The sequence below is a fragment of the Trichocoleus sp. ST-U1 genome (assembly GCF_039961835.1).
In the GTDB taxonomy this organism is placed as follows: Bacteria; Cyanobacteriota; Cyanobacteriia; order Cyanobacteriales; family FACHB-T130; genus FACHB-T130.
In genome coordinates this window covers 1-25,326 of sequence record NZ_JAMPJZ010000076.1, presented here as the reverse complement: position 1 = coordinate 25,326, position 25,326 = coordinate 1, and the positions used below count along the sequence as shown (strand labels likewise).

At 46.7% G+C, this 25,326-nt stretch carries 17 protein-coding genes, 1 pseudogene and 1 riboswitch; of the genes and pseudogenes, 12 read left to right on the top strand and 6 right to left on the bottom strand.

Annotated features, from left to right (window positions below; translation table 11 throughout):
• Positions 1-252 precede the first annotated feature (252 nt).
• The 3 genes from NDA06_RS21240 to NDA06_RS21230 all read right to left on the bottom strand — a co-directional run bounded on the left by NDA06_RS21240 (position 253) and on the right by NDA06_RS21230 (position 3,813).
• A complete protein-coding gene (locus NDA06_RS21240) occupies positions 253-936 on the bottom strand; it encodes a Crp/Fnr family transcriptional regulator (RefSeq protein ID WP_190429039.1) in 684 nt (227 codons plus the stop codon).
• A gap of 295 nt (positions 937-1,231) precedes the next feature.
• Positions 1,232-2,419, bottom strand: coding sequence for a hypothetical protein (locus NDA06_RS21235; RefSeq protein WP_190987228.1), 1,188 nt, complete (start codon positions 2,417-2,419; stop codon positions 1,232-1,234).
• 260 nt (positions 2,420-2,679) lie between these two features.
• The gene (locus NDA06_RS21230) at positions 2,680-3,813 is read right to left on the bottom strand and encodes a HetZ-related protein 2 (protein WP_190415684.1); all 1,134 of its coding nucleotides are present in this window, start codon (positions 3,811-3,813) and stop codon (positions 2,680-2,682) included.
• 421 nt (positions 3,814-4,234) lie between these two features.
• On the opposite strand from NDA06_RS21230, the gene NDA06_RS21225 reads away from it, so the two are divergent.
• From NDA06_RS21225 to NDA06_RS21200, 6 genes are all read left to right on the top strand, one after another.
• Positions 4,235-6,433 (top strand): ATP-binding protein, encoded by a 2,199-nt coding sequence (locus NDA06_RS21225; RefSeq protein WP_348251841.1) that lies wholly within the window; start codon positions 4,235-4,237, stop codon positions 6,431-6,433.
• A 493-nt stretch (positions 6,434-6,926) separates the two neighbouring features.
• Complete coding sequence (locus NDA06_RS21220; RefSeq protein WP_190536880.1) at positions 6,927-8,090, top strand: adenylate/guanylate cyclase domain-containing protein; 1,164 nt, start codon at positions 6,927-6,929, stop codon at positions 8,088-8,090.
• Between the two features lie 400 nt (positions 8,091-8,490).
• Positions 8,491-9,315 carry a cyanophycinase gene (locus tag NDA06_RS21215; protein WP_190415138.1) on the top strand — a complete coding sequence of 275 codons (825 nt, stop codon included), beginning with the start codon at positions 8,491-8,493 and terminating at the stop codon, positions 9,313-9,315.
• Positions 9,316-9,464: 149 nt separating this feature from the next.
• On the top strand, positions 9,465-9,653 hold the full coding sequence (locus NDA06_RS21210; protein WP_190985285.1) for a CsbD family protein: 189 nt from the start codon (positions 9,465-9,467) through the stop codon (positions 9,651-9,653).
• Positions 9,654-9,936: 283 nt separating this feature from the next.
• Complete coding sequence (locus NDA06_RS21205) at positions 9,937-11,868, top strand: acetate--CoA ligase family protein (protein ID WP_190985286.1); 1,932 nt, start codon at positions 9,937-9,939, stop codon at positions 11,866-11,868.
• A gap of 183 nt (positions 11,869-12,051) precedes the next feature.
• Complete coding sequence (locus NDA06_RS21200) at positions 12,052-12,207, top strand: hypothetical protein (protein WP_206755346.1); 156 nt, start codon at positions 12,052-12,054, stop codon at positions 12,205-12,207.
• A gap of 197 nt (positions 12,208-12,404) precedes the next feature.
• Here NDA06_RS21200 and NDA06_RS21195 read toward each other — a convergent pair whose 3' ends face one another.
• From NDA06_RS21195 to NDA06_RS21185, 3 genes are all read right to left on the bottom strand, one after another.
• On the bottom strand, positions 12,405-13,667 hold the full coding sequence (locus NDA06_RS21195; RefSeq protein ID WP_347277015.1) for a pentapeptide repeat-containing protein: 1,263 nt from the start codon (positions 13,665-13,667) through the stop codon (positions 12,405-12,407).
• A gap of 685 nt (positions 13,668-14,352) precedes the next feature.
• Positions 14,353-15,630, bottom strand: coding sequence for an ATP-binding protein (locus tag NDA06_RS21190; protein WP_190985322.1), 1,278 nt, complete (start codon positions 15,628-15,630; stop codon positions 14,353-14,355).
• Positions 15,631-15,798: 168 nt separating this feature from the next.
• Positions 15,799-16,080, bottom strand: a complete 282-nt coding sequence (locus NDA06_RS21185; protein WP_190529348.1) for a DUF1830 domain-containing protein — start codon at positions 16,078-16,080, stop codon at positions 15,799-15,801.
• 255 nt (positions 16,081-16,335) lie between these two features.
• Positions 16,336-16,557: riboswitch (cyclic di-AMP (ydaO/yuaA leader) on the top strand.
• Positions 16,558-16,661: 104 nt separating this feature from the next.
• Here NDA06_RS21185 and ntrB point away from each other — a divergent pair.
• From ntrB to NDA06_RS21155, 6 genes and pseudogenes are all read left to right on the top strand, one after another.
• Positions 16,662-17,516 carry a nitrate ABC transporter permease gene (gene ntrB, locus NDA06_RS21180; RefSeq protein WP_190430274.1) on the top strand — a complete coding sequence of 285 codons (855 nt, stop codon included), beginning with the start codon at positions 16,662-16,664 and terminating at the stop codon, positions 17,514-17,516.
• Between the two features lie 219 nt (positions 17,517-17,735).
• On the top strand, positions 17,736-19,142 hold the full coding sequence (locus tag NDA06_RS21175) for an ABC transporter substrate-binding protein (RefSeq protein ID WP_190985287.1): 1,407 nt from the start codon (positions 17,736-17,738) through the stop codon (positions 19,140-19,142).
• 114 nt (positions 19,143-19,256) lie between these two features.
• On the top strand, positions 19,257-20,096 hold the full coding sequence (locus NDA06_RS21170) for a nitrate ABC transporter ATP-binding protein (RefSeq protein WP_190985288.1): 840 nt from the start codon (positions 19,257-19,259) through the stop codon (positions 20,094-20,096).
• A 135-nt stretch (positions 20,097-20,231) separates the two neighbouring features.
• On the top strand, positions 20,232-20,984 hold the full coding sequence (locus tag NDA06_RS21165) for a universal stress protein (protein WP_190985289.1): 753 nt from the start codon (positions 20,232-20,234) through the stop codon (positions 20,982-20,984).
• A gap of 649 nt (positions 20,985-21,633) precedes the next feature.
• Positions 21,634-22,041 (top strand): annotated as a pseudogene (locus tag NDA06_RS21160) (CHAT domain-containing protein); the annotation flags it as partial.
• A gap of 1,007 nt (positions 22,042-23,048) precedes the next feature.
• On the top strand, positions 23,049-25,326 hold a 2,278-nt coding region (locus tag NDA06_RS21155), incomplete at its 3' end, for a filamentous hemagglutinin N-terminal domain-containing protein (protein WP_348251840.1).

Genomic DNA, 25,326 nt, shown 5'->3' with positions numbered 1-25,326 from the left:
CAAGGATTCTAAACTAAGCATGGGGTGGTGAGATGCGTTGAGAATTAGGTACTTTCAACTGTATCTGTTCCACCCCTCCTTATCCCGAACTCACGTTAACTAGCAATTTTTGGTCAGTGGTTAGCCGGTAGTCAGAAATTCGGTTTTCAATTAGTAGAGACAAGGATTAACAAGATAAGTCCCAAGTGATTCGTGAAGGCGAGATCCTCCACTTCGAGAGAGAATCCAGGGATCTGAAGGGATAGATCGCAATTAAACTCGTCCGGCTAGATGCGTTAGCTGCTTGATGTTGAGAAGATGAAGCGTCTCCTGTGCCGGATCGATTTTAATCCAGCCTTTACTTTCCAGTTTCTCGATAATTTTGCTAGTGTCTTCAACACCAATATCTGTAACGTTAGCCAAATCTTTAGAGGGAATATTATAGATTTCCATTCCTTTTTCAGTGGCTTCACCATAGTTTTCTCCCAAAGCAATCAGCGTGTTCGCTAATTTTACGGCTGGAGGTTGATGACGCATTTGAAAGCGGAGGTTCGTTTGGCGCAGACGCTTCACCATCAGTTGCAACATCCGGTGGTGCAACTGCGGATCTTTGAAGAGGGTTTGAATGAAGCGTTGGGCAGAGACGCTGAGCAATTCTACGGGCGAGAGGGCAATCACATCGGTTGAGCGGGGAGATTCATCAAGAATTGCCATTTCCCCAAAAAAATCACCTTTGCCCAAGATTGCTAGGGTAACGACATTCTCCCCAGAGAGCCGTCGGACTTTCACCCAACCCGACACGACAAAATAAACTGCGTTTCCCCAAGCGTCTTCCATCAAAACCGCTCTGTCTGATGGGTACTCGTGTTCGACTGCGACAGACAAAAGCCATTCTAATGTCTCTGGAGCGGCAGTGTTAAAGAGGGGAAACAGCTCAGAAAAAGCTTTGGTCTGCATGAAAGGAAGTGTGAACTATAAAGTATGAATTATCAAGTTTAAAGTTTGAACGAGCAAGTCTGGAAAATACGATTATCTAAGCCGGGATATTCGTCGATATATCCTTTATGATTTATCCTACCCTACTGCAACGGGTGCGAATTCGTTCGTGCAGGCTAAGGCAATCGGTGGCACATTACAGCCTTGATTTCATCCATCGCTTCAGCGATCGCGATCTGCCTCTTTCTGGGAGCATTCATGCTTTTTTCTTCAGCTTTCAGGCAAGAAGCTGGTTACTCCTACGCTCTTCATTACATCACAGATGAGCCATATTGTCCTTTGACTTGGGATCAAGGTTCGCGCGATCGCTGGGCATTCGTTTGAGTCCTTCCAGTTGTTGCTCGATGCTCGTAAGCAAGTGATGCACGGCTGGCAGGGCTTCTATCTGAGCTGGGTTTGAGGCGGGATGGGATGAAGTACGGAGAACTGAGTCTGAGGCGCTGGCATGGCATATCTGATTCATCTTGCGCTGGAGCTTCTGGGCAAGATTTAAAGCTTCCCCCCAGAGATTTTCTAGTTGCTGCTGCTGATAAGCTCTCAAAGCTTCTCCGCGAAACACTTGCATAACTGCCTCATCTCCGTACTCACCAGGGATGATTTGCAAGCGCAGTAACAGATGATTGTGCTGATAGCATCGCTCAATCTCCACCACTTTGGTTTGTTCGACTGGCATTAATTGCAGATTTCCGATTCGCTTTAGCTCGTCGATGACTCCTTGAAGTATGGGTAGCGCCAATCCTGGGATCGCAAACTGCAAGACATTGTTTCGGCTACAGAGAATGTTTCCTTCATAGAGCTGTCGTTCGCAATCCAGCCGATCGATGGTTCCATTCAGCACCCGCTTTAACAATTCTTTTAACATCTGCTGGGGCGGTAGGGCTGCCAGATTAGCAGTGAAACCAGATAAGTGATGCTGCGATCGCTCTTGCCATTGAAGGGAGGGATTGCCAGCGGGTGAAACTGTGGCGTTGCGCTTCACCTGCTGCGATTTTCTCAAAGGTGTTTCTGGAGCTGGTTGCTGCACTTGAGCGTTGGGGCGATCTGCCTCCACTTCGACCAGTTCTTCCGGACTATCGACAATCAGAGTTGGGAGGGTTTGCCGTTCTATCGGATCGGAATTTTTGCTTGGGCTTTCTCGATCTGGCTGCGTGTCTAAGTGTCCAGTTGCCGGCGTGGGCGGTTCGGTATGGGCTTGTTGTTTGCCGATGCCCGTATTGTGTTTCAAGTACGCGCTGAGGATTGCCTGGAGAGCGTCAGCGGCTATCGGCTGGGTTTCTAACGAGTAGTTTTGATAAGTTAGGATACGACGGACATAATCCAACGAGACTGTGTCTGTTGGATTTACCATGCCCAGTTTCAGGCAGGTGCCTTCTAAGGTGATGGGCAAAATTTGATAGTACAGACAGGCTTCAAAGGGTAGGAGCTTGTCAATCAATCTAAACATTTGATTTGCATCTATCAGAGCCACCCAGGAAAAGAGTGGAGAGGGTATCAGCACCAGTAGTAATTACCAGCCGCAGCTTGGTTACTCCGAGTGCGGTCATGGCGAGTTACAGAACTTGAGTTGTGAATATCCTAGATGCCCCTGCTATCGAGTTTCAGCTATTATCTAGCACATTGTTCTGAATAAATCAGTTTTATCCATATAGTTATAGTTATGCTACCCCTCTGGGAAGAAAATATTGCTAGTTGTTGAAAACTAGGTTAAGAATCGCTCCGCAAGGCTTGAGCGGCTAGATAAAGTTTGCTCCATTCGCCCATAACCTGGTGATTTTTCAGGTTCAACTCAGCTGCGATCGCGTCTAGGGTTTTGCCTGCTTTCAAACCGTCAATCAACTGGCGCTGCACGGAGGGGAGAGTGGCGTAGAATTGCTCCCACTCGATTAGGGTCAACCCCAGGTTGTGTTCTTGCAATGACGCTTCTAGCCAACTGGCAACTAATTCTGGCTGGCTTTTAACGGCAAAGACGCGAATGGCATGGTAGCTGACTTTTTCGCGCAGTCGATAGACTTCTTTGATCTGTAGGTTTAAGGCGCTAGCAATCGCTTCTTGGGACTTGCCTTGCAGATACAGTGTCAGCCAATCAGCAGCAGATTGACTCACATTTTCGGCTAGATAGTCTTTAAATTCCTGCTTGACAGTGGTACGTAACGCTTGTTGTTCTTCCCAAACTTGATTTTCTTGGTACTGAGTGACTGCTTGAGCGTCTAGCAAACTCACCGGGCTGTCTGTTTCATCGGGCGTCACTTCTTCGGAAACCAGCCGTACCAGTTCGCCATCGGGTACGTGAGTCATGCCGCCTCGCTGAGAACGCCGTAGATAATTCACAAACCGATACACTAACAGCGGTTGGTTGCGAATCGGCCTGAGGCAATACTCTTCGATACTGGTCATCAGTAGGGAATTGCGGAGGCGAGTATCACTAGGAGTACATTGGGCAATCCAAGCAATTTGCTGTTGAATGTAGCGATCGCTGTGTAATAGTTCCTGAATTACTTCTTGCAATACATCGACCACTGCGCGCTGGCGATCGCGCGAAAGCGCCACCCAAGTACGGATTTTATTGCGAAGCAGCACTAAGCTGCCCAAGCGAGTCGTAAGATTCCGATAGGCACGCTCTGGCCCCACGCCTAAATAGCGCTGCCGTAAAATTCGGTAACGATATTCCATTGCTTGCCGAGCAATTGTCATCTGGCTTGGGTTCAGGGCTTCAAATCGTTCTAAATCTTCTCCGATCAGCCAGCGCGTAATACTTTCTTGCATTGCTGCGCTAGAGTCGGGATAGTCGGCTACAATCTGCTCTCGCCAATTCTGTGCCAGTTCTTGGGCCAGTGACATGGAGTTTTGAGTATTTAGCATCGTTTGAGTTTTCAGTTTTGAAGCCGGAAATTCAGACAGAGGAAGACTGACTTCAAACTCATTTTCCTGATTTAAAGTTTGCTCTACAAACCTCATCTCTCACCTCACCCATTTAAGGAGCAACTGACCTCTATTTCATCATGTCTACCTTGAGATAGAAGTGATCGCACCACCCTGGATAGTTTGACTCCTAACATCTATGGAGTGAGATTTTGATCTTATTGCCTTGTGCGTTGAATCACAACATTTAGTTGGTCAACTCATGAGCGATAATGTTAGATTTTGTTAAGTAAAGAATGATTAAGAAAGGTTTACTTTTGACGATGAAAGCCACATTAACAAGATTCAGACAGTGCTAGACTGATTCCCGACTTCTTCACCCTCAGCTTCTCAAAAAACTATGCAACCAGAGCAGACAATCGCTGCTGGGCAACAGTCAAAGGAGGAACAAGAACTCATTTTGAATCCAGTAGACCATGCGATCGCTTTGTTTAACCGCTCCCATCACTTAGTCTTGTTTAATCAAAAATTCAGTCTTCTTTGGGGACTTCCCCCCGAATGGCTGGGTCTACAGCCGCATTGTAGCGAAGTCTTGGCTGAAGTGGTGGCGCAGGGCTATTGGTCGCAGCAGCAGAGCGAACAAATCGCTTCAGCCCTTAGCGAAACCGAAACAGAATACATTTCCTTTTCCATACAGCAATCTAACGGTATCTGCCTAGAGATAGATACCACACTGACGAGTGATGGGGGACGCCTGTTTACTTTCCGCGATGTCACCAGGTATCAAGACTACCAGGTAACTTTAAACGCTGAGGTGAGGCGGCTGACTTTTTTAGTAGGTTTGATGGAACGGTTGCAGCCTGCCAGTGACTTGCAGACAATCGGAAAATTTGCACTTTCCTATCTGGTGGAGACAATGGGTGCAGCGTTCGGCGATGTCAAGGTAATTACGGGTCAAGGCATTGATGCCTATGCCGATATTCTCACCAATCAAATTTCTGGTCGATTCATCGCGACTCACGGCGAAGCTGCCGTTGCCGAGATGCAAGCCTTTCTCGATCGAGGGATTCCCTATGGTCAAGGGTTATTGTGGCAAGTCGTAGAAACCGGCAAGCCAGTATTTGTTGACGATTATTCTAAACATTCCCAGGCAGTGTCGGCATTTCGCCATCCGGCAATTGGTCAACTGGGCATTTTTCCCATTCCCGCCGCCAATGGCAAGATTATTGGCGTCTTGACGCTGGAATCTCGCACTCATCAGAGACTTCAGGACGCTCCCCAACAGGATATACTCCTGGTCGCTTGTCGCACGCTGGGCGTTGCCATTGAAAGGGCCCAGGCGCAAGAACACCTGCGCGAAATTAATCAGAATTTAGAACGGGCTTCCCAAATGAAGTCTGAGTTTCTGGCTGCCATGTCCCACGAACTGCGGACACCCCTCAACAGCATTTTAGGGTTTTCGGACTTGTTGCTGCGGCAAATTGCCGGTTCCTTGAACGAACGCCAGATTAAATACGTGCGGGTGATGGAAGAAAGCGGTCAACACCTGTTGCAGTTGATTAATGACATTCTGGATCTCTCCAAAATAGAAGCCGGAAAGGCAGAACTCGAACTCCAGCCAGTTTCCATCCTGGATCTTTGCAGGCAGTGTTTGCAAATGATTCAACCCCGTGCGGATAAAAAGCGACTTGCCTTAACCCTAGAAATAGACTATCGGCTGGGGCAGGCATCTTTAGATGAACGCCGTGTCCGCCAGATATTAATTAATTTGCTCTCCAACGCTGTCAAGTTTACCCCAGATCGCGGGCAAATTAAATTGAGTGGACGACTGGCTTATGGCACCCAGTTGATTGGGGAATTTCGACCGGATCGCAGCCCGGTGAATCCTAGCACGCCTTTCTTGTGTCTTGAAGTCAAAGACTCAGGTATCGGGATTTCTAGAGATAAGTGGCATTTGCTGTTTCGCCCTTTCCAGCAGGTGGATGCTTCCTTAACGCGGCAACATGAAGGAACTGGGTTAGGTTTGGCGCTGACGAAGCGACTAGCGGAACTCCACGGCGGCACCGTCTCTCTGGAATCGGTGGAAAATCAGGGGAGTACATTTCGCGTCTGGTTGCCGGTAACGGAAATGAGTCAAACTTTGACAGAGGCAGCGAACCCAGTGCCAAGCCAACAGCAGTCATCATTGCTCAAAGGTGGTGTATCTTCTGGGAATGCCAAGCGAGTTTTGGTGGTGGAAGATCAAGCTTTCAATCAGGCATTGATTTCTGATGTGCTTGAGTTAGAAGGGTATGCAGTTGAGTTAATTTATAACGGTCGCACGATGATGGAAGCGTTGCAATCGCCTTTTGTGACGCCTAAATCGCTGCCGCACTTGATTGTCATGGATATCCAACTACCGGGGGTGGATGGGTTTGAAATTATCCGTCAGCTCAAAGCCAATCGCTTGTGGAAGTCGGTGCCAGTAATTGCAGTAACGGCAATGGCAATGGCGGGCGATCGCGATCGCTGTTTGGCTGCTGGGGCAAATGGTTACATCAGTAAGCCAATAGATATCGATCTCCTCACGACTACCGTCCGCTCTTTTATGCAGGATTAGAACCCCAAAGAATCCATGAGGGGCAAGGATATCCTGTCCCTATACCCTATACCCTATTTGAATTTGCAAATTGAGAGGTGTGGCAGACCTCTAGGTTTACGGGGTGGGGTTCACCCTTACTGCATCCAATCGAGAATTGTTACCACCAAAGGGCTATCTATCTTTGGGAGAAAGATCATCTCTTGATCGGTTTGTTTTTCGATCTACCAGATGGTTAATTGTCTTTACCGAAGTCCTGTGTTTCAATGATGTTAAAGTTCTCCCAGTTATCGGCGACCTCGGAGGAGTTAGATTTCCATCTATCTACCTACCTGTACTGAAAGAAAACTTGTCAAGCTTAGGAATCGTCAGGGGCATCTAGTTAGAATTACTGGTTCAGCGAACAACTGTTTTAAGTAGTTACACTGAAGGAAAATCATAGGCGCGAGTGTAATGGTGGCTAGCAGAAGTAGTTTTCCATAACAGCGCCACTTGCACTTATATTGTCAGTCCCATGACAAAGCCCTTGCCGCGCATTCTGTTAGTTGATGATGAACCTAATAATTTATTGCTGCTAGAAGAGTTGTTGTATTCGCAAGGATATGAAACTCTAATCGCTTCATCAGGCGTTCAAGCACTGGAAGTTGTCAAAGATTTTCAGCCAGATTTGATTTTACTGGATGTGATGATGCCGGATCTGGGAGGCTTTGAAGTTTGCCGCCGGTTGCGGGAGGATGCAAAGCTACAAACGGTGCCGGTAATTTTTTTGACGGCTTTGGATGATGAAGAATCCAAGCTTCGGGGATTGGAAATATTAGGTGATGACTACTTCACCAAGCCGATTAAAACTACTCTCCTTTTGAAAAAAATTGCGAATACTCTGCGTTTGATCGAGATGCGATCGCAGCATTCCGGGCAACAAATGCAGGAAAAAATTAAAGAAAAAACGAAGCGTCAACTATCAGCGGCATGGCAAATCAATGAATATCTCTCAGAGAAGTTTCGGCTATTTGTGCCGGATCAATTCTTAAGGCGCATTGCACCCGAAGGGGTAGAGTCAATTCAACTGGGGAATGCCAGGGAAGAAGAACTGACGATTTTGTTTTGTGATATTCGAGAATTTACCGCGATCGCTGAAACTCAAACAGCCAGCGACACCTTTGAGTGGCTGAACGCTTTCTTTACCCAGATGAATCAAGCGATCGCCATCAATTATGGATTTATTGATAAATTTCTGGGAGATGCGCTGATGGCGGTGTTTGACCGCACGGGAAACCACGGACAGGATGCTTTAAGTGCGGCGGTGGCGATGGTAGACAGCTTAAATCGGTTTAATCGCGATCGCCAACAATACAACTTGGAGCAGCCAGTGAACATTGGTATCGGCATTCATACAGGCGTTGCCATGATTGGGACAGTGGGTTCAGACCGGCGCATGGACTCTACTGTAATCGGCGATGTCGTGAATACTGCCGCCCGACTAGAAGAATTGACAAAGCTTTACGGCTGTCACATCCTTGCCAGTGATGCCGTTATTGCCCAGATGAGACAACCGGAGTTATTCAAGTGTCGGTTGATTGACCGGGTGATCCCTCGCGGTAAGCAGCAAGCAGTTGACCTCTACGAAGTCTTGGGTACGCAAACTCAACTGTTCCATCAAGCAAAGCTACTTTATTAATTCATCTGAATTAATGCAGCTAGCTGATGGTGCAATATAAAGCTTATCCGGAACACAGCAATAGTGTGTGCCAAAGCGTCTCATTTATGCATCTGAAAATTGCTGCTATAGGATCTGGATAACAGCCGCAAGATTTAATGAATTGTAAGCTATATAGTTTTGCAGCCTTACAAGCTTAATTTATGCTCAGCGGTCAAAAACTTCAAAATAGACTTATGTATTTTAAATTACAGATTTGCTGCAAGTTATATCCCTAGAAAGAAGCTGCGGCAAACGGTATGCAGTTATTTTAGTTATTCAGGACAGCCAATCTGAGACATAAAAAATTTCCTGGGAGTCTTCTATATCTCCTGGGTATTTTTATGCACAAAACAACCATTAATACCTGGACATAAAATCAATGGAAGCTCAAGAAAACGTACCAGCGAATAAACCTAGCGGGCAGTTGGTGATCATCGGGGGTGCAGAAGACAAGGAGGGAGACTGCACAATCCTCCGAGAGTTTGTTCGCCGCGCCGGGGGTACTAAAGCTCGAATTGTCGTCATGACCGTGGCGACAGAGCTGCCCAGAGAAGTGGGAGAGAACTATATCAGAGTGTTTGAGCGGCTGGGAGCCGAAGACGTTCGTATCGTTGATACTGTTGAGCGGGAAGATGCAACTTCAGCCACTTACTTGGAGGCAATTGAGAAAGCCACTGGTGTATTTTTTACCGGCGGAGATCAGGCTCGCATCACCAGCATCCTCAAAGGTACCCAGATCGATGAGGCGATTCACAGACGGTACGCTGAAGGAATCGTGGTGGGAGGCACCAGTGCGGGAGCTGCCATGATGCCAGATGTCATGATCGTTGAAGGCGACTCTGAGACAAATCCACGGGTTGAAGTGGTAGAGATGGGTCCCGGTATGGGCTTCTTGCCAGGAGTGGTCATCGATCAACATTTCTTACAGCGTGGGCGTCTGGGACGGTTAATTTCTGCCTTGGCACAGCAGCCTGCTGTCTTAGGATTTGGGATTGACGAGAATACAGCGATCGCAGTCAGCGATAACAAGTTTGAAGTAATCGGGGAAGGAGCTGTCACGATTGTCGATGAGTCAGAGCTTACCCATAGCAACATCGGTGACATTTTGAAGGATGAGCCTTTGGCAGTTTGCGGAGCCAAGCTTCATATTCTTCCACACGGATACAAATTTGATCTGAAAACTCGCAAGCCAATTCTTGATTAATTGAAAGTAGGGTGGGCACTTTCCATCCTACTTTTTAAATGCTACCTGTGCCTTTAAAATCTAACTGCCGAGGGATGTCTTTTTTAGCCTTAAGCTTCTTATACTGGAAGTAGTATAAGAAATTACATATCCTTGTAAAGGAGCTAAAAATGAGCGTAGAAGATAGAGCCAGAGCGGTTGCTAAAAACATAGAAGGCAAGGTGCAAGAGGGGCTTGGTCATGTAACCGGCAACCAAAAAGACCAAGCAGAAGGTCAGATGAAGCAGGATGAAGCTGCTGCTATGCATCTAAAAGAAGACCTCAAAGATAAAGCAAAAGAAATTGTAGATCGAGCTTAGGTTTTGTATCAAATTTTCAAGGGGGAAACTCCACAAATCTTAGAAAACCCATTTTCTTAAAGAAAATGGGTTTTAAAGTTTTTTATTAAAGAAATTTTAGCGATTTGGGCAATGGCGATCGCAAATGGTAGAAAGGCAACGAACCATTCACCATTAAATTCAATAAAAAAGAATTGACTTGACTCTGCCCTTTGATAGCTGAAAAGGTTATGCAATCGAATTAGGCTCAAGTAAGCGAATCGCTAAGTTAATAAAAAGGGTGTTTAAAAACGGGAGATACTCAATGAGCAGAGAGATAATGACCGATGCAGTCCGTGTCAATGCGAGAAAAACGGATGCATTCGATATCTTTAACTTCAAGCATTACATGGGGCCAAACCCGTATTTGCAGACGGGGGCGCTAATATTCGATTTCGCCCTAACTGAGTCCGCGCAACCTCCGGCGATTAGCGATTATGTATCGATTATTGGCGATCGCTACCCCCATCTGCGGGATGAAACCTACGAATCTTATGCCCAACTGTTCGCTCGAACCGTGTCAGAAGTGGGAAAACTGGACATGGGGCTGCACCTCAAGCACTGGAGTATCAAGCAACTTCCCGCTTGCACGAAGATTGCCGTAGAATCGCTTCATGCACGCACCAGTCGGGCAGTCGTTTACAGCGTTTGGGATTGGTTTGAAGCGATCGCTCAAGGCAAAGATTTTCGGATTGACGATCAGTTCAAGGCAATGCAGGATCAGTTCCGCTACTCCGTCTACGGCGGGCCGACAGTCTATGCACTGTGGCGTACAGCTTATGAAAAAGGAATTCCCGTTTTTTATCTGTGGGACGAAGGACTGGTTCAATATGGCTATGGAAGAAAGCAGATTCGTGGGATAGCAACGACTTTTGACTGCGATAGCCATCTGGATTCGGACTTTACCACTCGCAAAGATGACTGCAAAGCTTTCTTAGGTACCTTGGGATTCCCCGTTCCCAAAGGTGACATCGTCGCTTCACTGGAAGACGCTCGCGCAGCCGCTAGAGAGATTGGCTATCCCGTCGCTGTGAAGCCGGTAGTGGGCCACAAAGGAATTGGGGTAACGGCTGATGTGCAAGATTCAGAAGAACTGAAATATGCCTTTAGCAGGGCAGTCAATGCGATTCCTAAAGAGCAGCCAGTCCGGATCATCGTCGAAAAAAGCTACAAAGGGTCAGATTTTCGGATGCTTTGCGTCAATGGTAGATTCGTCGCCGCGACGGAACGCCGCGCCGCATCAGTCGTGGGTGATGGACACTCGACGATTGCGGAATTGATCGAGCAGGAAAATCGGAAGCCAGACAGGATAGATACACCAACGTCGCCAATGGGCAAGATCCAGTGCGATGAAGCGATGGAAATGTACTTAGAAGAACAGGGATTAGGTCTGGATAGCGTGATTGAAAGCGATCGCACCGTCTATCTTCGCAAAGTTGCCAACCTATCGGCTGGCGGCTTGAGCATCGATCAGACAAGCACTGTTCATCCTGACAACATTATCCTGGCGCAAGACATCGCCCAGCATTTCCGGCTAACTTGCCTGGGTATTGATGTCATTGCCCAAGATTTATCCAAATCTTGGAAGGATGGTGAGTTTGGCATCATCGAAATCAACGCTGCCCCTGGCATCTATATGCATCTTAGACCCGCCGTTGGTGACAGCGTCGATGTACCTTCCCATATTCTGGAAACCTTCTTTGACTCCCCTGAAAAAGCCAGAATCCCATTCATCACCTTCAACCGGATCTCAGTTCAAGAACTTCAAGAAGTCATTGACGATATTCTGATGCGACACCCCGACTGGACAATTGGCGCAGTTTGTCGGGATGGAGTTTTCGTCAACCGTTCCGAGAAAAACTTGAACAAGGATTACAACATTAACGTTCAAAACCTGCTCCGGAATCCCCAGCTCGATCTGCTGATTGTCGAGTACAGAGAAGATGTACTAGAGGCAGATGGGATGTTCTACTACGGCAGCAATCTTGTAATCTTGGATAATCCTACGGAAACTGAGATGATGCTGGCGAGAGACATTCTCCACGACTCAACCGTGGTGATTAAGGAAGGAGACACTATCTCTATCCGCTCTCATGGCTTGCTTGAACAGTACCAGCTTGGCTCAGCCGAACCTTTTTCGCGAGTTTATCTCAAAGAAATTCCGAAAATCTCACCTGAGTTTGAAGTCAGACACTAAACCTTTTGTACAAGTCTCTGGAATACACAAGCGGGCAGATCTGTAGCCAAACCTCTCTCCGTATCGGAGAGGGGTTTGAAGATAGTTCCCCTCGCCTGTCGCTTTCTAAGGGGCGATTCTGGCTAGGTCTAAGACTGCTTCGAGCAAAATAAGTCCCTTGAGTTCGCATCTTGCACCGGACGATTGAAAGCGCACCAGCAAGCACGCAAGCAAAACTTGCCAGGAGCAGGTTACAGAACCTTTAATGTTCGCTTAGTTCGCGCTTTTCTGGGCGGGAATGTTTGTCTGGATGCCAAAGTTGCTAATCTAGTACCGTTGATCGAAAAAACGGCTGAATAATCAGATGGAAAATATTGATTGGATGAATGTTACGGCAGGCGGGATGGCGATCGCAATTTTTATCGGCGGGTTGACCATGATGTTCACGGATCTTTGGACTCGCAAGAAAAAATAATGGATATCGTCTCCGGGTGAATACTCCGATTATTTATTCGCCCCTCTATTCATCGCACATCCATCGCACATCGCTTTAAGCTTCATCGCGCCTCTATTTCTAAGTTAAAGAAATTTTCTTGCGGAACGTTGGCTTCTGTCAGGTCAGCACCCTTGAGCATCGCCCGACTCAAATCCACATCCGTCAAGTCTGCCCCACTTAGGTTGGCTCCCCTTAAATCCGTTCGCGTTAAGTCTACCCCCCTCAAGTCGGCTTCACTTAAGTTCACCTGCTTCAAGCTAGCTCCCGTCAAGTCTACTCCTCTCAAGTCGGCTCTACTTAGATTGGCTCCCTTCAAGTCGGCTCGCGTTAAGTCTACTCCTCTTAGATCCGCCTCGCTGAAGTTCACCAGCTTCAAAATGGCTCCCGTAAAGTCCGCCCCTCGTAAGTCGGCTCCGCTCAAGTTGGCATCATCCAGGTCAGCTTTCCTCAAGTTAGCTTTGCTTAAGTCTACCCCTCTCAAGTTTGCTCCTCGTAACTTTGCCCCTCGCAGATTGGTCGCCCTTAAGTCGGCTCCGCTCAGGTTGACTCCGCTCAAATTAACCCCAGGCAGGGATACACCCGCAGCAATCAAGTAAGCTCCAGCTTCACTGGGGTCAAACTCGTAGGGAAATTGAGTCTCTTGCGTGTAGACAGCTTTTTCTAGAATGGTTCCCCTCAGCTTGGCTTTACTCAAATCGGTTCCAACCAGATTGGCACCCGCCAAGTTAACGTTCTCCAAATTTGCGCCGACCAGATTTGCCCTCATCAAATTTGCTGCTTTCAGGTCGGCTGACTTTAAATAAACCCCACTGAGATCGACTTCACTCAGGTTGACGCCGATGAGTAAAGTGCCAGACGCAATCAAGTAAGCCCCCGCTTCCTGAAGGTTAAAGTCTGGAGGGAATCGAGTCTCTTGATTGTAGACAGCCTTTTGTAGGATAGCCCCCTTTAGCTCGGCTGCGCTCAAGTCCACTCCTACCAGGTTCGCTCCAGCCAAGTTAGCATTTTTCAGATTAGTCCCAACCAGATTCGCCTTTTTCAAGTTGGCTCCGCTCAAGTTGGCTGCTGTTAAATCTGCTCCAATCAGGGTGGTTCCACTCAAGTCTGCTTTCGTCAGGTCTGCCTCGCTCAGATTTGCTAAATTGAGACAGGCTCCACTTAGATTTGACCCATTCAGGTTTGCCTCTGTTAGGTCTGCTTCTATGAGATCTGCATAACTGAGGTTCGCCTCGCTGAGGTTTACTCTTCTTAGGTCTGCTCCCCTCAGCTCCTTCCCTTTAAGAAAAGCTCCCCTGAGTTCAGTTTCTTTCAAGTCTACAATCACGGCGTATGCCCCCTGGGTTTGTGCCCCCTTAGGTATTGGCTATTCAAGTCAGCTCGAATAGGTTTTTCCCCGCTCGGATTTTCTGGAAATGTTTTTAATTGTTTTTTCAGCACTTTAAAAATAACCGCTTTCAACTCTTAAGTTATTATTCCCAGTGCTGAGCAGCTGATTACTAATCATACGCGAAGTACAACTTTTCACTCGCCTGCCGATCGAAGATAGATGAGCAGCCGCCGAGCGATCGCGGCATACGCTAGCAAAGAGATCGCATGGTAAAGTTTACGAGCGATCGCAACACTCAGTTTTCTGCTTGTCAAATTCCTCCTGTTTCCAATTCACCTAGCGCTCAATCGTGACTCCACCCCTTCGAGAATTTCAGGTGGTTAGTCTTGGCTGGCTGACCAATCTTTGCGTCTGGGTTGGGTTGAAGTAAATGCACCCCCAACAGCAGCCAGTGTTTCGCTCTATTGACTCTCCAAGGCTGCACCTACGCTCCTGCACGGGCACCTACGGCTTTTGAAGGGGTTCAAGAATTTTGGAGAGTCTTGCAGGTCGTCTGCTTGACCTAAACTAGCAGTTGTTTCCCGAAAACAGGCTTCATCGCTATATGATCCGAGTTTAGAGTTCAAATCCCAGACTGTTCTAAGGAGCCTGGGGTTTCATCTTTAAAAATTAGTTGAAAGTGCTATACCTGGGTTGTTGAAGGCGTCACGATTTCCTCAGAAGTATTCACTACTAACGGTAAAATGACAGTGAAGGTGGAGCCAATGCCTACTTGTGAAACTAGCTCTATTCTTCCTTGTAATAATTTTACCAACCGCGAGACAATCGCTAATCCTAAACCTGTACTTTCCGGAAGGAAAGACTTTTCTTGGGGAATAGAGCGAAAGTAGGGTTCAAATATACGAGCTTGGTCTTCTGGAGGAATGCCGATACCCGTATCGCTGATAGCGATCGCCCACTCTTTATCTGATAGCGTTTGGCAGCTTAATTTAATCGTTCCAGAGTCGGTGTAACGAATCGCGTTACTAAAGAGATTAGTAATAATTTGCTGTAGTCTCAGGGGATCTGTCAGCACCCGATCGGGGGCGCATGTTGGGTGTAGTCCTTCTCGAAGAGCAGCACAGCTATCGGCGCTAGCTGAATCGTAATCAACGATTATCTGTAGCTCCTTGGAATCCGCCAAAGGTTCTACCATTTCCAGGATATTCTGAATTAAAGAGCGTACATCTGTTACAGATGGCTGCAATTTCATTTTCCCCGCTTCATAGCGAGAGATTTCCAACGCATCGTTGATTAATCGAAGTAGCTGTCGTCCATTTCGTAGCACTTTCTCAATGTGTTCTAGATTCGGAAGGTTATCACTCTCCTCCTGCTTCCGTTGTTGTTGGCGCAAAAATAAATCTGAGTAGCCAATAATGGAAGTAAGGGGAGTTTTCAATTCGTGGGCTAGATGAGAAAGGTTATCTTTATTCGCGCGAAGCAAACGAGTTAATTCTTGATTGGTCAATTTTAACTGACTTTGCAACTGTTGGAGTTCGTGCAATCGCTCATCCATATAGCTTTTAAAACATTGAGCGATCGCTTCATCCACTACTGTATCAATCAGACGAATGACTCGGATTATCTCAATCGGTGATGAGTCTAGCAACTCTCCCTCTAAGGTGGAAACGATTGTCTCCCGTAAAATTCGGTATTCACGGACAATTTCTACTGGATCGTAACCTTGTTCAGCCCGAAGTATACCATGTTCTAAACTTGCATCTACTAACGACTGAACATCACTGTCTTGAAACTTAGAAAGTACAGTCGCTAATGCCTTGAGGACACGGGGGAGGCTGTCGCGCAAACCCTTGTAAGATAATTCTGCTGCGGTCTCAATTCGACTATCAGCACGGACAGCTTCAATCCATTTCTCTACAATCGTGGCAGATTTATCGATCAGTAATTGACTAAAATCCATCATTTTTTGGCGCTATTGACTCGTTTACAAATGCTCTCCATAGACTAAGATTAGCTTGGGGAGTAGCTAATTTGTTTGTCCTTCTTGTTTTCGCGCCCAAATACCTCGCCTATAAGCTCTTAAAATATTTTTAATCAAAAGCCACCCTAAGGGTTAAAAGCTTCATTTTCAGACGCTCATTTCTTCATGTACGCGGAGATGATCGCAGGGAATTACTTCTATTAAAGCTAAGTTTTCAGTAGAACTTTTTGTTGGGTTAGTATGTATTTCTAGTTGGGAGTCCGGTAAGGCTTTAAACAATAAACGTTGACCAGGGAAAACAATCCGTTCAAAGTTTAAGTCTTGAGTATTATCAAATTTAACAATTTGAATCTTATTTGTGCAATTTGTATAAAAACAAAGGATTTGTTCGGAAGGTTCAGAAACCAAAGAGGAGAATGCTGACATCATATTGGGTGCCTTGAACGAACGCTAAAATTGGCTGATTAACAAGATAGATAATATAAACTTTGACTGCTTCAAGCGGCTTCTACCTAAAGATGGGGTTGAAGGAAGGCAAGATGTAGTACAGAATACAAACATCACTAGAATGCCTCAAAAAATTCGTAAACTATTGTGAATTTGATCGAGAAGCGATCGCTAGAAAGCTATGTCTTCGGAAAGGTGGACTGTCTTAAAAAGGCGTGCTAAAATTATCGGTTAATCCGAGTAAGTCAGCCTAATTCAGCGTCTTAGCAAGCGATCGCTCTGTATAAGCGCTGGAACGGAGGAACCAATTAATGGGGCGTATCTCTGCCAGGAGTAAGGCAAAAGGTGTAAGGCGGAATAAAAAACTGTTTATTCATCCTTCATCCCTTATCCCTTAGAGAAGAGCATCTCTCAGCTCTAGCCCGTCAGCTAACTTCGTAGGCATTGAGAGGAGACTGAAGAGTCAGCATTTTTCATTTTTTGAAATGTTCTGAACTTGTCAGTGTCCCGGCTGGTACTGCTCTACTTTTTGTACCTGAAGAGTGACTCTGAGGAGCTTCATAATGATATTGCAGCTGAATTTGTCTGCGATTGCAGTTGCTGGACAGGTAGCCTGGAAACGGGCAAAACCCGTTCTGATTCGGGATGTCGTCGTCCTCCCCGCCCTTGGTTTTTTAGGAATTATCGTTTTGTGGTGGATTGTTGCGCTTTTCAAGCATGAATTAATACCCACCCCACCAGAGGCGTTTGTCAAGAATTTAGACTACATTCTGAACCCCTTTTACCGACGGGGTCCTGGCGATCTAGGGATTGGTTGGTTACTACTGGCAAGCCTTCGACGAGTATTGCTGGGATTTTTGTTAGGTGCAGTTGTTGCCATTCCCATTGGATTTTTGATTGGGATGTCCAAGCAAGCAATGATGGCACTCAATCCCATAATTCAGATTTTCAAGCCAGTATCGCCCCTAGCTTGGTTGCCCATTGCTTTAGCAATTTTTAACCTAGCAGATCCATCAGCAATTTTTGTTATCTTCATTACCTCTTTGTGGCCCACCATTATTAACACTGCTCTCGGTGTTTCTAGCGTTTCCAAAGATTACCTCGATGTGGCAAGGGTGCTAGAAATGCCCCGTTGGCGACGAATTACCAAGATTATTTGGCCTGCGAGTTTGCCTTATGTCTTCACTGGTTTACGGATTAGTTTGGGAATTGCATGGCTGGTCATTGTCGCTGTAGAAATGCTCACAGGCGGCATCGGGATTGGGTTTTTTGTGTGGGATGAATGGAGTCGCTTAAACCTAAGCTCAGTATTTTTGGCAGTGGTAGTGATTGGGCTGACAGGACTACTGCTGGACTACGCCCTAGGCAAAGTTGAAGCTTTGGTTACTCACCGTCGCCCTAGGGCAACCTCTGTCTAATAATTTTCTGTAAACCTCTGTTGAGTAGGGATGATTCTGCTCTAACAGAAATCGCTAGTGTGAGCGAGACTCACGGGCGTCGTGGTAACGCTGACCGCTCAAACGAGTGGGTTGAGAGACGTAGTACCTACGGCGTCAATTTTTTCAGAGAACTCATGAGCAGTAATCGCTCAAACCTAGTGGCTTGAGCTGAGTGGAAATGGATCGCAAGGACGAATTATGAGTGACACCACAAACTGGACGCGACGAAAATTTCTGGAGGGTATGGGTGCCACAGCAGCAGGAATGGCACTATCATCTTGTGCGATTAGCGGCGATCGCTCAGCGAAAGGACTCACTGAAGAATCCGCATCCATCAAACAAGTCGTAGAGCCAGGCTCGTTAGAAAAACCCGATCTGATTGTTGGCTACGTGCCGGTGAATGATTGTGCGCCGTTTGCGATCGCTTGGAAAAAAGGATTTTTCCGCAAGTACGGTCTCAACGTCCAACTTAACCGGGAAGCTAGCTGGGCAACCTCTCGTGACGGCGTAATTTTTGGTCGCACTGATGCCGCCCCCGTAGTCTCTGGTGCCGTCACCAACGCCAGAATCGGTGCTGAAGGCGCACGCCATGCCCCTCTCTGCGCCGCCATGACCATTCACCGACACGGTAACGCCATGACGATGAACCGGAAAATGTGGGAAGCAGGTTTGCGTCCCTGGCGGGAGTATAACGGCGATTTAGAAGCATTTGGGAAGGATTTCCGCAGCTACTTTGAGAAGCAGCCGCGAGAACAACGAGTTTGGGCAGTTGTCCTCAGTTCTGCCATTTACGAATACTTCGTCCGCTACCTATCCGCCGCCGCCGGAGTCGATCCCCTGAAAGAGTTTCGCGTCATCATCGTTCCCCCACCGCAAATGGTGACGAACGTGCGGATAGGAGCGATGCAAGCCTACATGGTGGCAGAACCTTGGAATACCCGCGCAATTACCGGAAATGAAGGTGTTGGTTTTACCTTCGCTCAAGGCAAAGAAATTTGGTTGGGACACCCAGATCGACTGCTGGGTGTGATGGAATCTTTCATCCAAAAAAATCCCAAAACTTATCGTTCCCTCGTCAAAGCGATGATTGAAGCTTGCCAGTATTGCAGCAAGCCTGAAAACCGCGAAGAAGTGGCAACACTCATTTCCGCGCGTTCCTTTACGGGTGCCAAACCCAAATTTACTCGTCCCGCAATTATTGGTGACTACAATTATGGCGGTTTTGATGATAAAGCTCGGATTGCGAAAGCCGAAGACACTACAATTTTCTTCGATATCCCTGACAACATCCCCAAACTTCCAGGAGAACATTCAACCTTTCTCTGGCAATCTGAAAGTCTCTGGTTAATGACTCAAGCGGCTCGTTGGGGACAAATCAAAGAATTTCCTAAGAATGCAGAAGCACTGGCAAAACAAGCTTGGAGAACCGATCTTTATCGAGAAATTGCCGCAGAAATGGGCATTGAGTGTCCCCAGGAAGATTACAAAGTTGAACCACCGCAAGTATTCATTGATAAGAAAGGTTTTGACCCCAGCGATCCAGTTGGATATATCAATGGGTTTGAGATTCGGGCAAACCGTCCCGCTCGTTTCTTCTTATCTTAATTAGTTGCACTTGTTACTGTTCAAACGGCTCGGCTGAGTTTTACTTTTTGGCAAAAGCCAGCCTCGTTCATACCTTTAAAATTCTCAAGAGTTCGTCCCCAGAAGGAGCATGATATGACTAAATCCACCTCATTCTCAACGGATGCCAATAATCAAAGTGTCAACCGCACTGGATTTCTGGAAATAGAAAATCTTTGCAAGTCTTATCCCACAGCAGATGGAGGTGAATTTGTTGTTCTGGATGGCATTAATCTTAGTGTGAGTGAAGATGAATTTATTTGCGTGATTGGTCACTCTGGCTGCGGCAAATCAACGCTTCTCAAAATGGTTGCTGGGTTAGAAAAACCGACTTCCGGCTCCGTGCAATTAGAAGGTAAAGAAATTCGTAAACCTGGTGCCGAGCGCATGATGGTGTTCCAGCACTATTCACTGCTGCCGTGGTTGACGGTGAAAGAAAATATCCGTCTGGCGGTCGATGAAGTGCTAAAAAATGCCTCCCGTGCTGAAAAAATTAGCATTGTGCACGAACACTTGGCAATGGTGAATTTAACAGCAGCCGCTGACAAATATCCTGATGAAATTTCTGGCGGGATGAAGCAACGGGTGGGGATTGCTCGTGCCTTGGCAATTCGCCCCAAAATGTTGTTAATGGATGAACCTTTTGGGGCACTCGACGCCCTAACGAGGGGCAAATTGCAGCAGCAGGTATTGCATATTTGGGAACACCAACGGCAGGCGGTGATGATGATTACCCATGATGTAGATGAAGCGCTGTATATGTCTGACCGAATTATACTGATGACCAACGGCCCCCACGCGAAGATTGGGGAAATTTTAGACGTGCCTTTTAAGCATCCACGCGATCGCCAAGCCCTCCGCAACTCCCGCGAGTATTTTGAATTGCGTAACCACGCTTTGAACTTCCTCGATGAATATTTCAATCAAGACGAGTAGACGAGCCATTGGTCAACTGTTTATCAAAGAAAAAACAACTGAGCTGGAAACACGCTCTATTGCGTTTCTAACCCATTAAAACCCTTACTTAAGTTCTTGCGAAGCTAGCCTAATTACTTCAGGAGGTTTGAGTTTGTGAATATTAAGTCAATGTTAGCCCGTCTTGAAAGCGCAATGGGTCGTCAGGATGTAGTTGAACAAATGGTATTACTACCAGAGCCAGTTTCCCCCACTTCCAAACGCGCTAATTCTGCTAAATCAATCAATTTAGTCGTGGGCTATAATCGGTCTCCTAGCAGTCAAACCGCTCTGGATCTTGCCTTGTGGATTGCCCATCAAACCCGGTTAGTTACAAAGGCGCAAGTCACGGTTCAAGTCGTTTACATTGTCGATGAAGAGCAAAGCAGCCATTGTCCACATATCTGTAACAGGGGTGATGCTAGACGCCCTTTAAGCCAACAGTTTCCCCTAGAGTCTCTAGAAGCATCGACAAGAAAGTGTGCCACACCTGTTTTAACTCAACCTACCCCTGTGGAACTAGAAGCACGCACACGAATAACGGAGATAGATCCTTCCTATTTGAGGGCAATTTTCTATCAAACGAATCCTTTTGAGCAAGCAGATCGTATCCTATCGCAAGCCCGTTGTCTGGCTGAAGAATGGAGAGGTTCTTTCAAAGCTCATCTACGGTTTGGTTGCATTTCTACAGAACTCAGAAAAGTTGTTGAATCAGAAGCTGCGACTTTATTGTTGCTGGGCTGTACCTCTGCCAATCATCCAATCGTTCAGAAACTAGGTTCTAATTTTCCTTGCGCGGTATTGGGTATTCCCAGCATCTTGAATTCACCGGATACTTCAAGTTGTTCCTCAGATTTCCAATCAGTTTAATCGTTGAGCGGAAACTTTTACATAGGAAATTAGAAGAAAACAATCGGGATTTAAATAATTTTGATTTGTTTCTACCTTTTCCCGATACCTGAAAAAGCACAATTAGCGATCGCCTAAAAGGTTTCTATTGCAGTTCTATCTGATTGGTGAAGAGGGTCTCTCCTAAAAAACTCTGTTAGCGATCGCATAGCACTGCGGATGCGTTATTCTCCGCTTTAGATGCAAAAGAAGCGAAGAACACAAGCGGATAATTTTACACCTACAACAAAAATAAAAAGGCAAATGCATCCAGAAAATTTCTCCTTTCTTTAGCATTTTGCCTTTTTATTGTCTGAAACACGACCATCGCTCAAGCCGACTATCGGATGTTGAAGAAGAAATTTTAAAAATTAGTACTGAATCAGATGGAGTACATCACAAACCACACTATCGCTCTTTTGTCACTCTAGGCAGAGGAAAAATGGAAATCGGTTGGCTCAAGAGCTGTGGAAACAGCACCCCTGAACCGATCCATAAAAGCAATTAAACCCTGAAAGCCCGCATCTAGCTCAGGGATAGGAAAGATTTTTAGCCAAATCTTCATAAGATTAAAAGCCACAAAAGGTTGGAGAATTAAACATAGATAGCGCTAGCTCCTCCCGAAAGGAGGCTCGCCTTTGCATCAGACGGGAAAGATAGTGGTTTTCTGACGGCGGGTGAAATACTGGATTTGTACGCACTATCGGAGCGAACTGCCTTCGACACACCGCACAGTTCGTCTTTAAAAGCCGAATTGGTGGTTTTGAGTGCTTTTGACACGGGAAGAGGTCGGATTACAGGCGATGGCGTCATCAGGCTGTCTTGTGCTTTTATTTCTGCTAGAGTTCCTAGTGTTCAAGTGTCATTATGGGCGATCCCTGCTGCCCCCACTTCTTTCCTAATGACGAAGTTTTATAATAATCTCCAGGGAAATCCAGACCGAGCATCTGCACTGCGAAGTGCCATGTGAAAAACTCTGAAAACATATCTGAACCCATTAGACTGGGCAGCATTTACCCTGATTGGCAAAGCGCAGTGAAGGGAAATATTTGAGTAAGATTGAAGTCAATACTTTTCGGTTAATCTCTCCCCAACTCATAATTATCTGTGTGAAGGGTAGAGCGACTAAGCGTTAGCCATCGAACCCTTCTCAATGTTGTGGGTTGCGTTCCTCAAAGGCTACGCCCCCAACGCGGAGAACTCATCTACACGGGGTGGCTTACCAGCCTAAAAAATGACAGGGTTTCATTTATTTCTCCGACTTAACTCCCAGCAATCCTCGATCTAGAAGCTCGTGCATCGGATTGTGAATTCTAGAAGACTTGAGGCGAGTATTGCACAAAGTGCATCTGAAGAGCGCGATCGCGTTTTTATTTAGATAAGGTCATATTCTTGCGGAAATCCTCGAACTCAGCATGTAGGGGCTAGCAAAAGCGGTAGTGGCTCTTTGTCATTCATCTCGGAAAATTCCCAAATGAATGACAGACTTTTCGGATCGGTACAGCAAAGCCCTGGGCTATCATCGACCCATGCGGTAACGTTTAAAGGAAAGGGATACGTTTAAGGGCAGAAAGGGGTATACTCCGGAAGGGTATATGTTGCCGACTGAACTGTCCGAAGTGGAGATTCGAAATTTGCCTACTCATCCGTTTTGGCGATGATTGGCACTTCACGATTGGCATAGACTCAAACAGTGTTACAGCCAATTAGTTTTAGAGAAAAAATAATTTTACCATCCCCTAAAAGGAATGCGTTCGCCTATGGATTTTATATAGCTGTAGAGAGAAAAGTGCATTAACACATCTTGTTAAAATAAATGCATTAAAAATGCCTAAAATCTACTTTTTGAGGATAGCTTGGAGATAAGGCTAGGCAGGGCAATCTAAATTTGGTTTTTTTGCCGCCTCGCCACTTTTCTAATTGAGAGTAGAAAAAAGTCGGTGCATTCTTACCAAGTATCTGGCTACCTGCTACCTGCAACACAAGCTGGGGTGACAGTTCCAGAAGTGGCAACGAGCGACGTGTTTCTTCCCAGGAATTAGGCAAATGAAAGTCGCTGTATGTGAAATCAGTCTATTGCTGAAGGCAAGCTATATTAAAGTGAAAAAAGAAAAAGGAAAAAGGAGAAAATATTTAGTTTTACCCTTCGCCTTTTGGATGTTGCCTGCGATCGCTCCAGGAGGCGTCGATTGGGCGATCGCGCAGGCACAAATTGTGCCAGATCAAGACCCCACCAACAGCACGAACACCATTGTCAATACCAATGGCAACAGTTTCGACATTACTGGGGGAAAAACCTCCAGTAATGGGGCAAACCTTTTTCACAGTTTCTCCGAGTTTGGGCTAAACGCCAACCAAGTTGCAAATTTTCTGTCAAACCAAAATATTAAAAATATATTGGGTCGCGTCACTGGCGGAAACCCCTCTATAATTAACGGTCTGCTCCAAGTTACGAATGGCAATTCCAATCTGTTTCTAATTAATCCATCTGGCATTGTATTGGGTGCCAACGCCAGCTTAAATGTAAACGGAAGCTTCACCGCCACCACTGCTACAGGAATTGGTTTTGGCAACAACTGGTTCAATGCATCTGGTAACAATAATTATGCTGCCCTGGGGGGAGAACCCAACGCCTTTGCCTTCACCAACGCTCAACCCGGTGCAATTATCAACGCAGGGCATCTGAGTGTAGGCGCGGCAAAGGATATTGCTTTACTGGGTGGTACCGTAGTAAATACCGGAACCCTGACAGCTCCTGGGGGTAATATCACCTTAACAGCCGTACCTGGTGAGAACATAGTACGCCTGAGTCAACCAGGAAATCTACTAAGCTTAGAAATTCAACCCATAGCAGCAGCCGGTAGCCAGCCGGAAAATTGGACATTGCCAGTTGCTTCCATCCCAGAACTGTTAACGGGAGGCGGTGCCGGGAGTGCCACTGGGCTAACAGTCAACAGCAATGGTCAGGTAGTGTTAACGGGATCTGGGGTTAGCATTCCCACAGATCCAGGCACTGCGATCGCCTCTGGCAGTCTCAACGTTTCAGGTCAGACTGGCGGCACGGCGCAGGTCTTGGGCGACAAAGTCGGGCTGGTTAGTGGCAATGTTAACGCTTCAGGCACCAATGGTGGCGGCACTGTCCTGATTGGAGGGGATTTTCAGGGGAAAGGCACCATTCCCACTGCCTCTCATACATACATCAGCAGTGACTCTACGATCAATGCTGACAGTTTGCTCAACGGAAATGGCGGTCATGTCATCGTCTGGGCAGACAAAGTAACTGGCTTCTATGGCAAAATCGGTGCTAGTGGCGGCACTAATCAAGGTAATGGTGGCTTTGTCGAGGTATCTGGCAAGGAAAACTTGGCATTTAAAGGAGAGGTGAATGTAGGTGCCCCTAACGGGGTAAACGGTACCATTCTGCTCGATCCAAAGAATATCAAGATAGTCAATACAGGTGGTACGAACGACGATCAAATCAATGCTGATACTCCTACAGGAGACTTAGCAGGGCAAATTTTATCGGCTGATGGAGGGGATGAGGTAGACTTCACCATCTCCAAGAGCTTACTCGAAAATCAGACTGGTAATGTCTTACTACAAGCAACGAATGATATTACCATCGACAACGGTGTGTCGCTGGACTTTTCTTCTGGTGGCTCGATTACCTTTACTGCCGACGCGGATAAAAATGGTGCCGGGTCTTTTTCAATGGATCAATCGCAATCCATCACAACTTCCGGGGGAGCGTTAACCATTACAGGCGCAAATGTAACTGTTGGAGAGATTAACACTTCTGTTAAGGGCAACATGGGTGGTGCTGGTAGTGTAACGTTGACCGCACAAGACGGAAACATTAAAACTGGCAACATCATAACGAAAGCTACAGGTGGCCCCAACGATGGTGGGAATGTAACGTTAACTGCGAAGGGTAGCATTACGTATAACAAGATAACGGCGGGCGCTTCCGGTAATGGAAAGTTCGGTCAAGGCACTGATGGCACGATTACTTTAACAACGGGTACAGCAGCCCCTATAAAATACACGGGATCTACGGGATCTGCCCAACCTACCAAGGTAGGTACAGATATTGCCCCAAATCCGGGCGGTAATACAGGTGGCATAGACACAGGTGGCAGCGGCACGGGTGGCAGCGGCACGGGTGGCATAGACACAGGTGGCAGCGGCACGGGTGGCATAGATACAGGTGGCAGCGGCACGGGTGGCATAGATACAGGTGGCAGCGGCACGGGTGGCATAGATACAGGTGGCAGCGGCACGGGTGGCATAGATACAGGTGGCAGCGGCACGGGCGGCATAGATA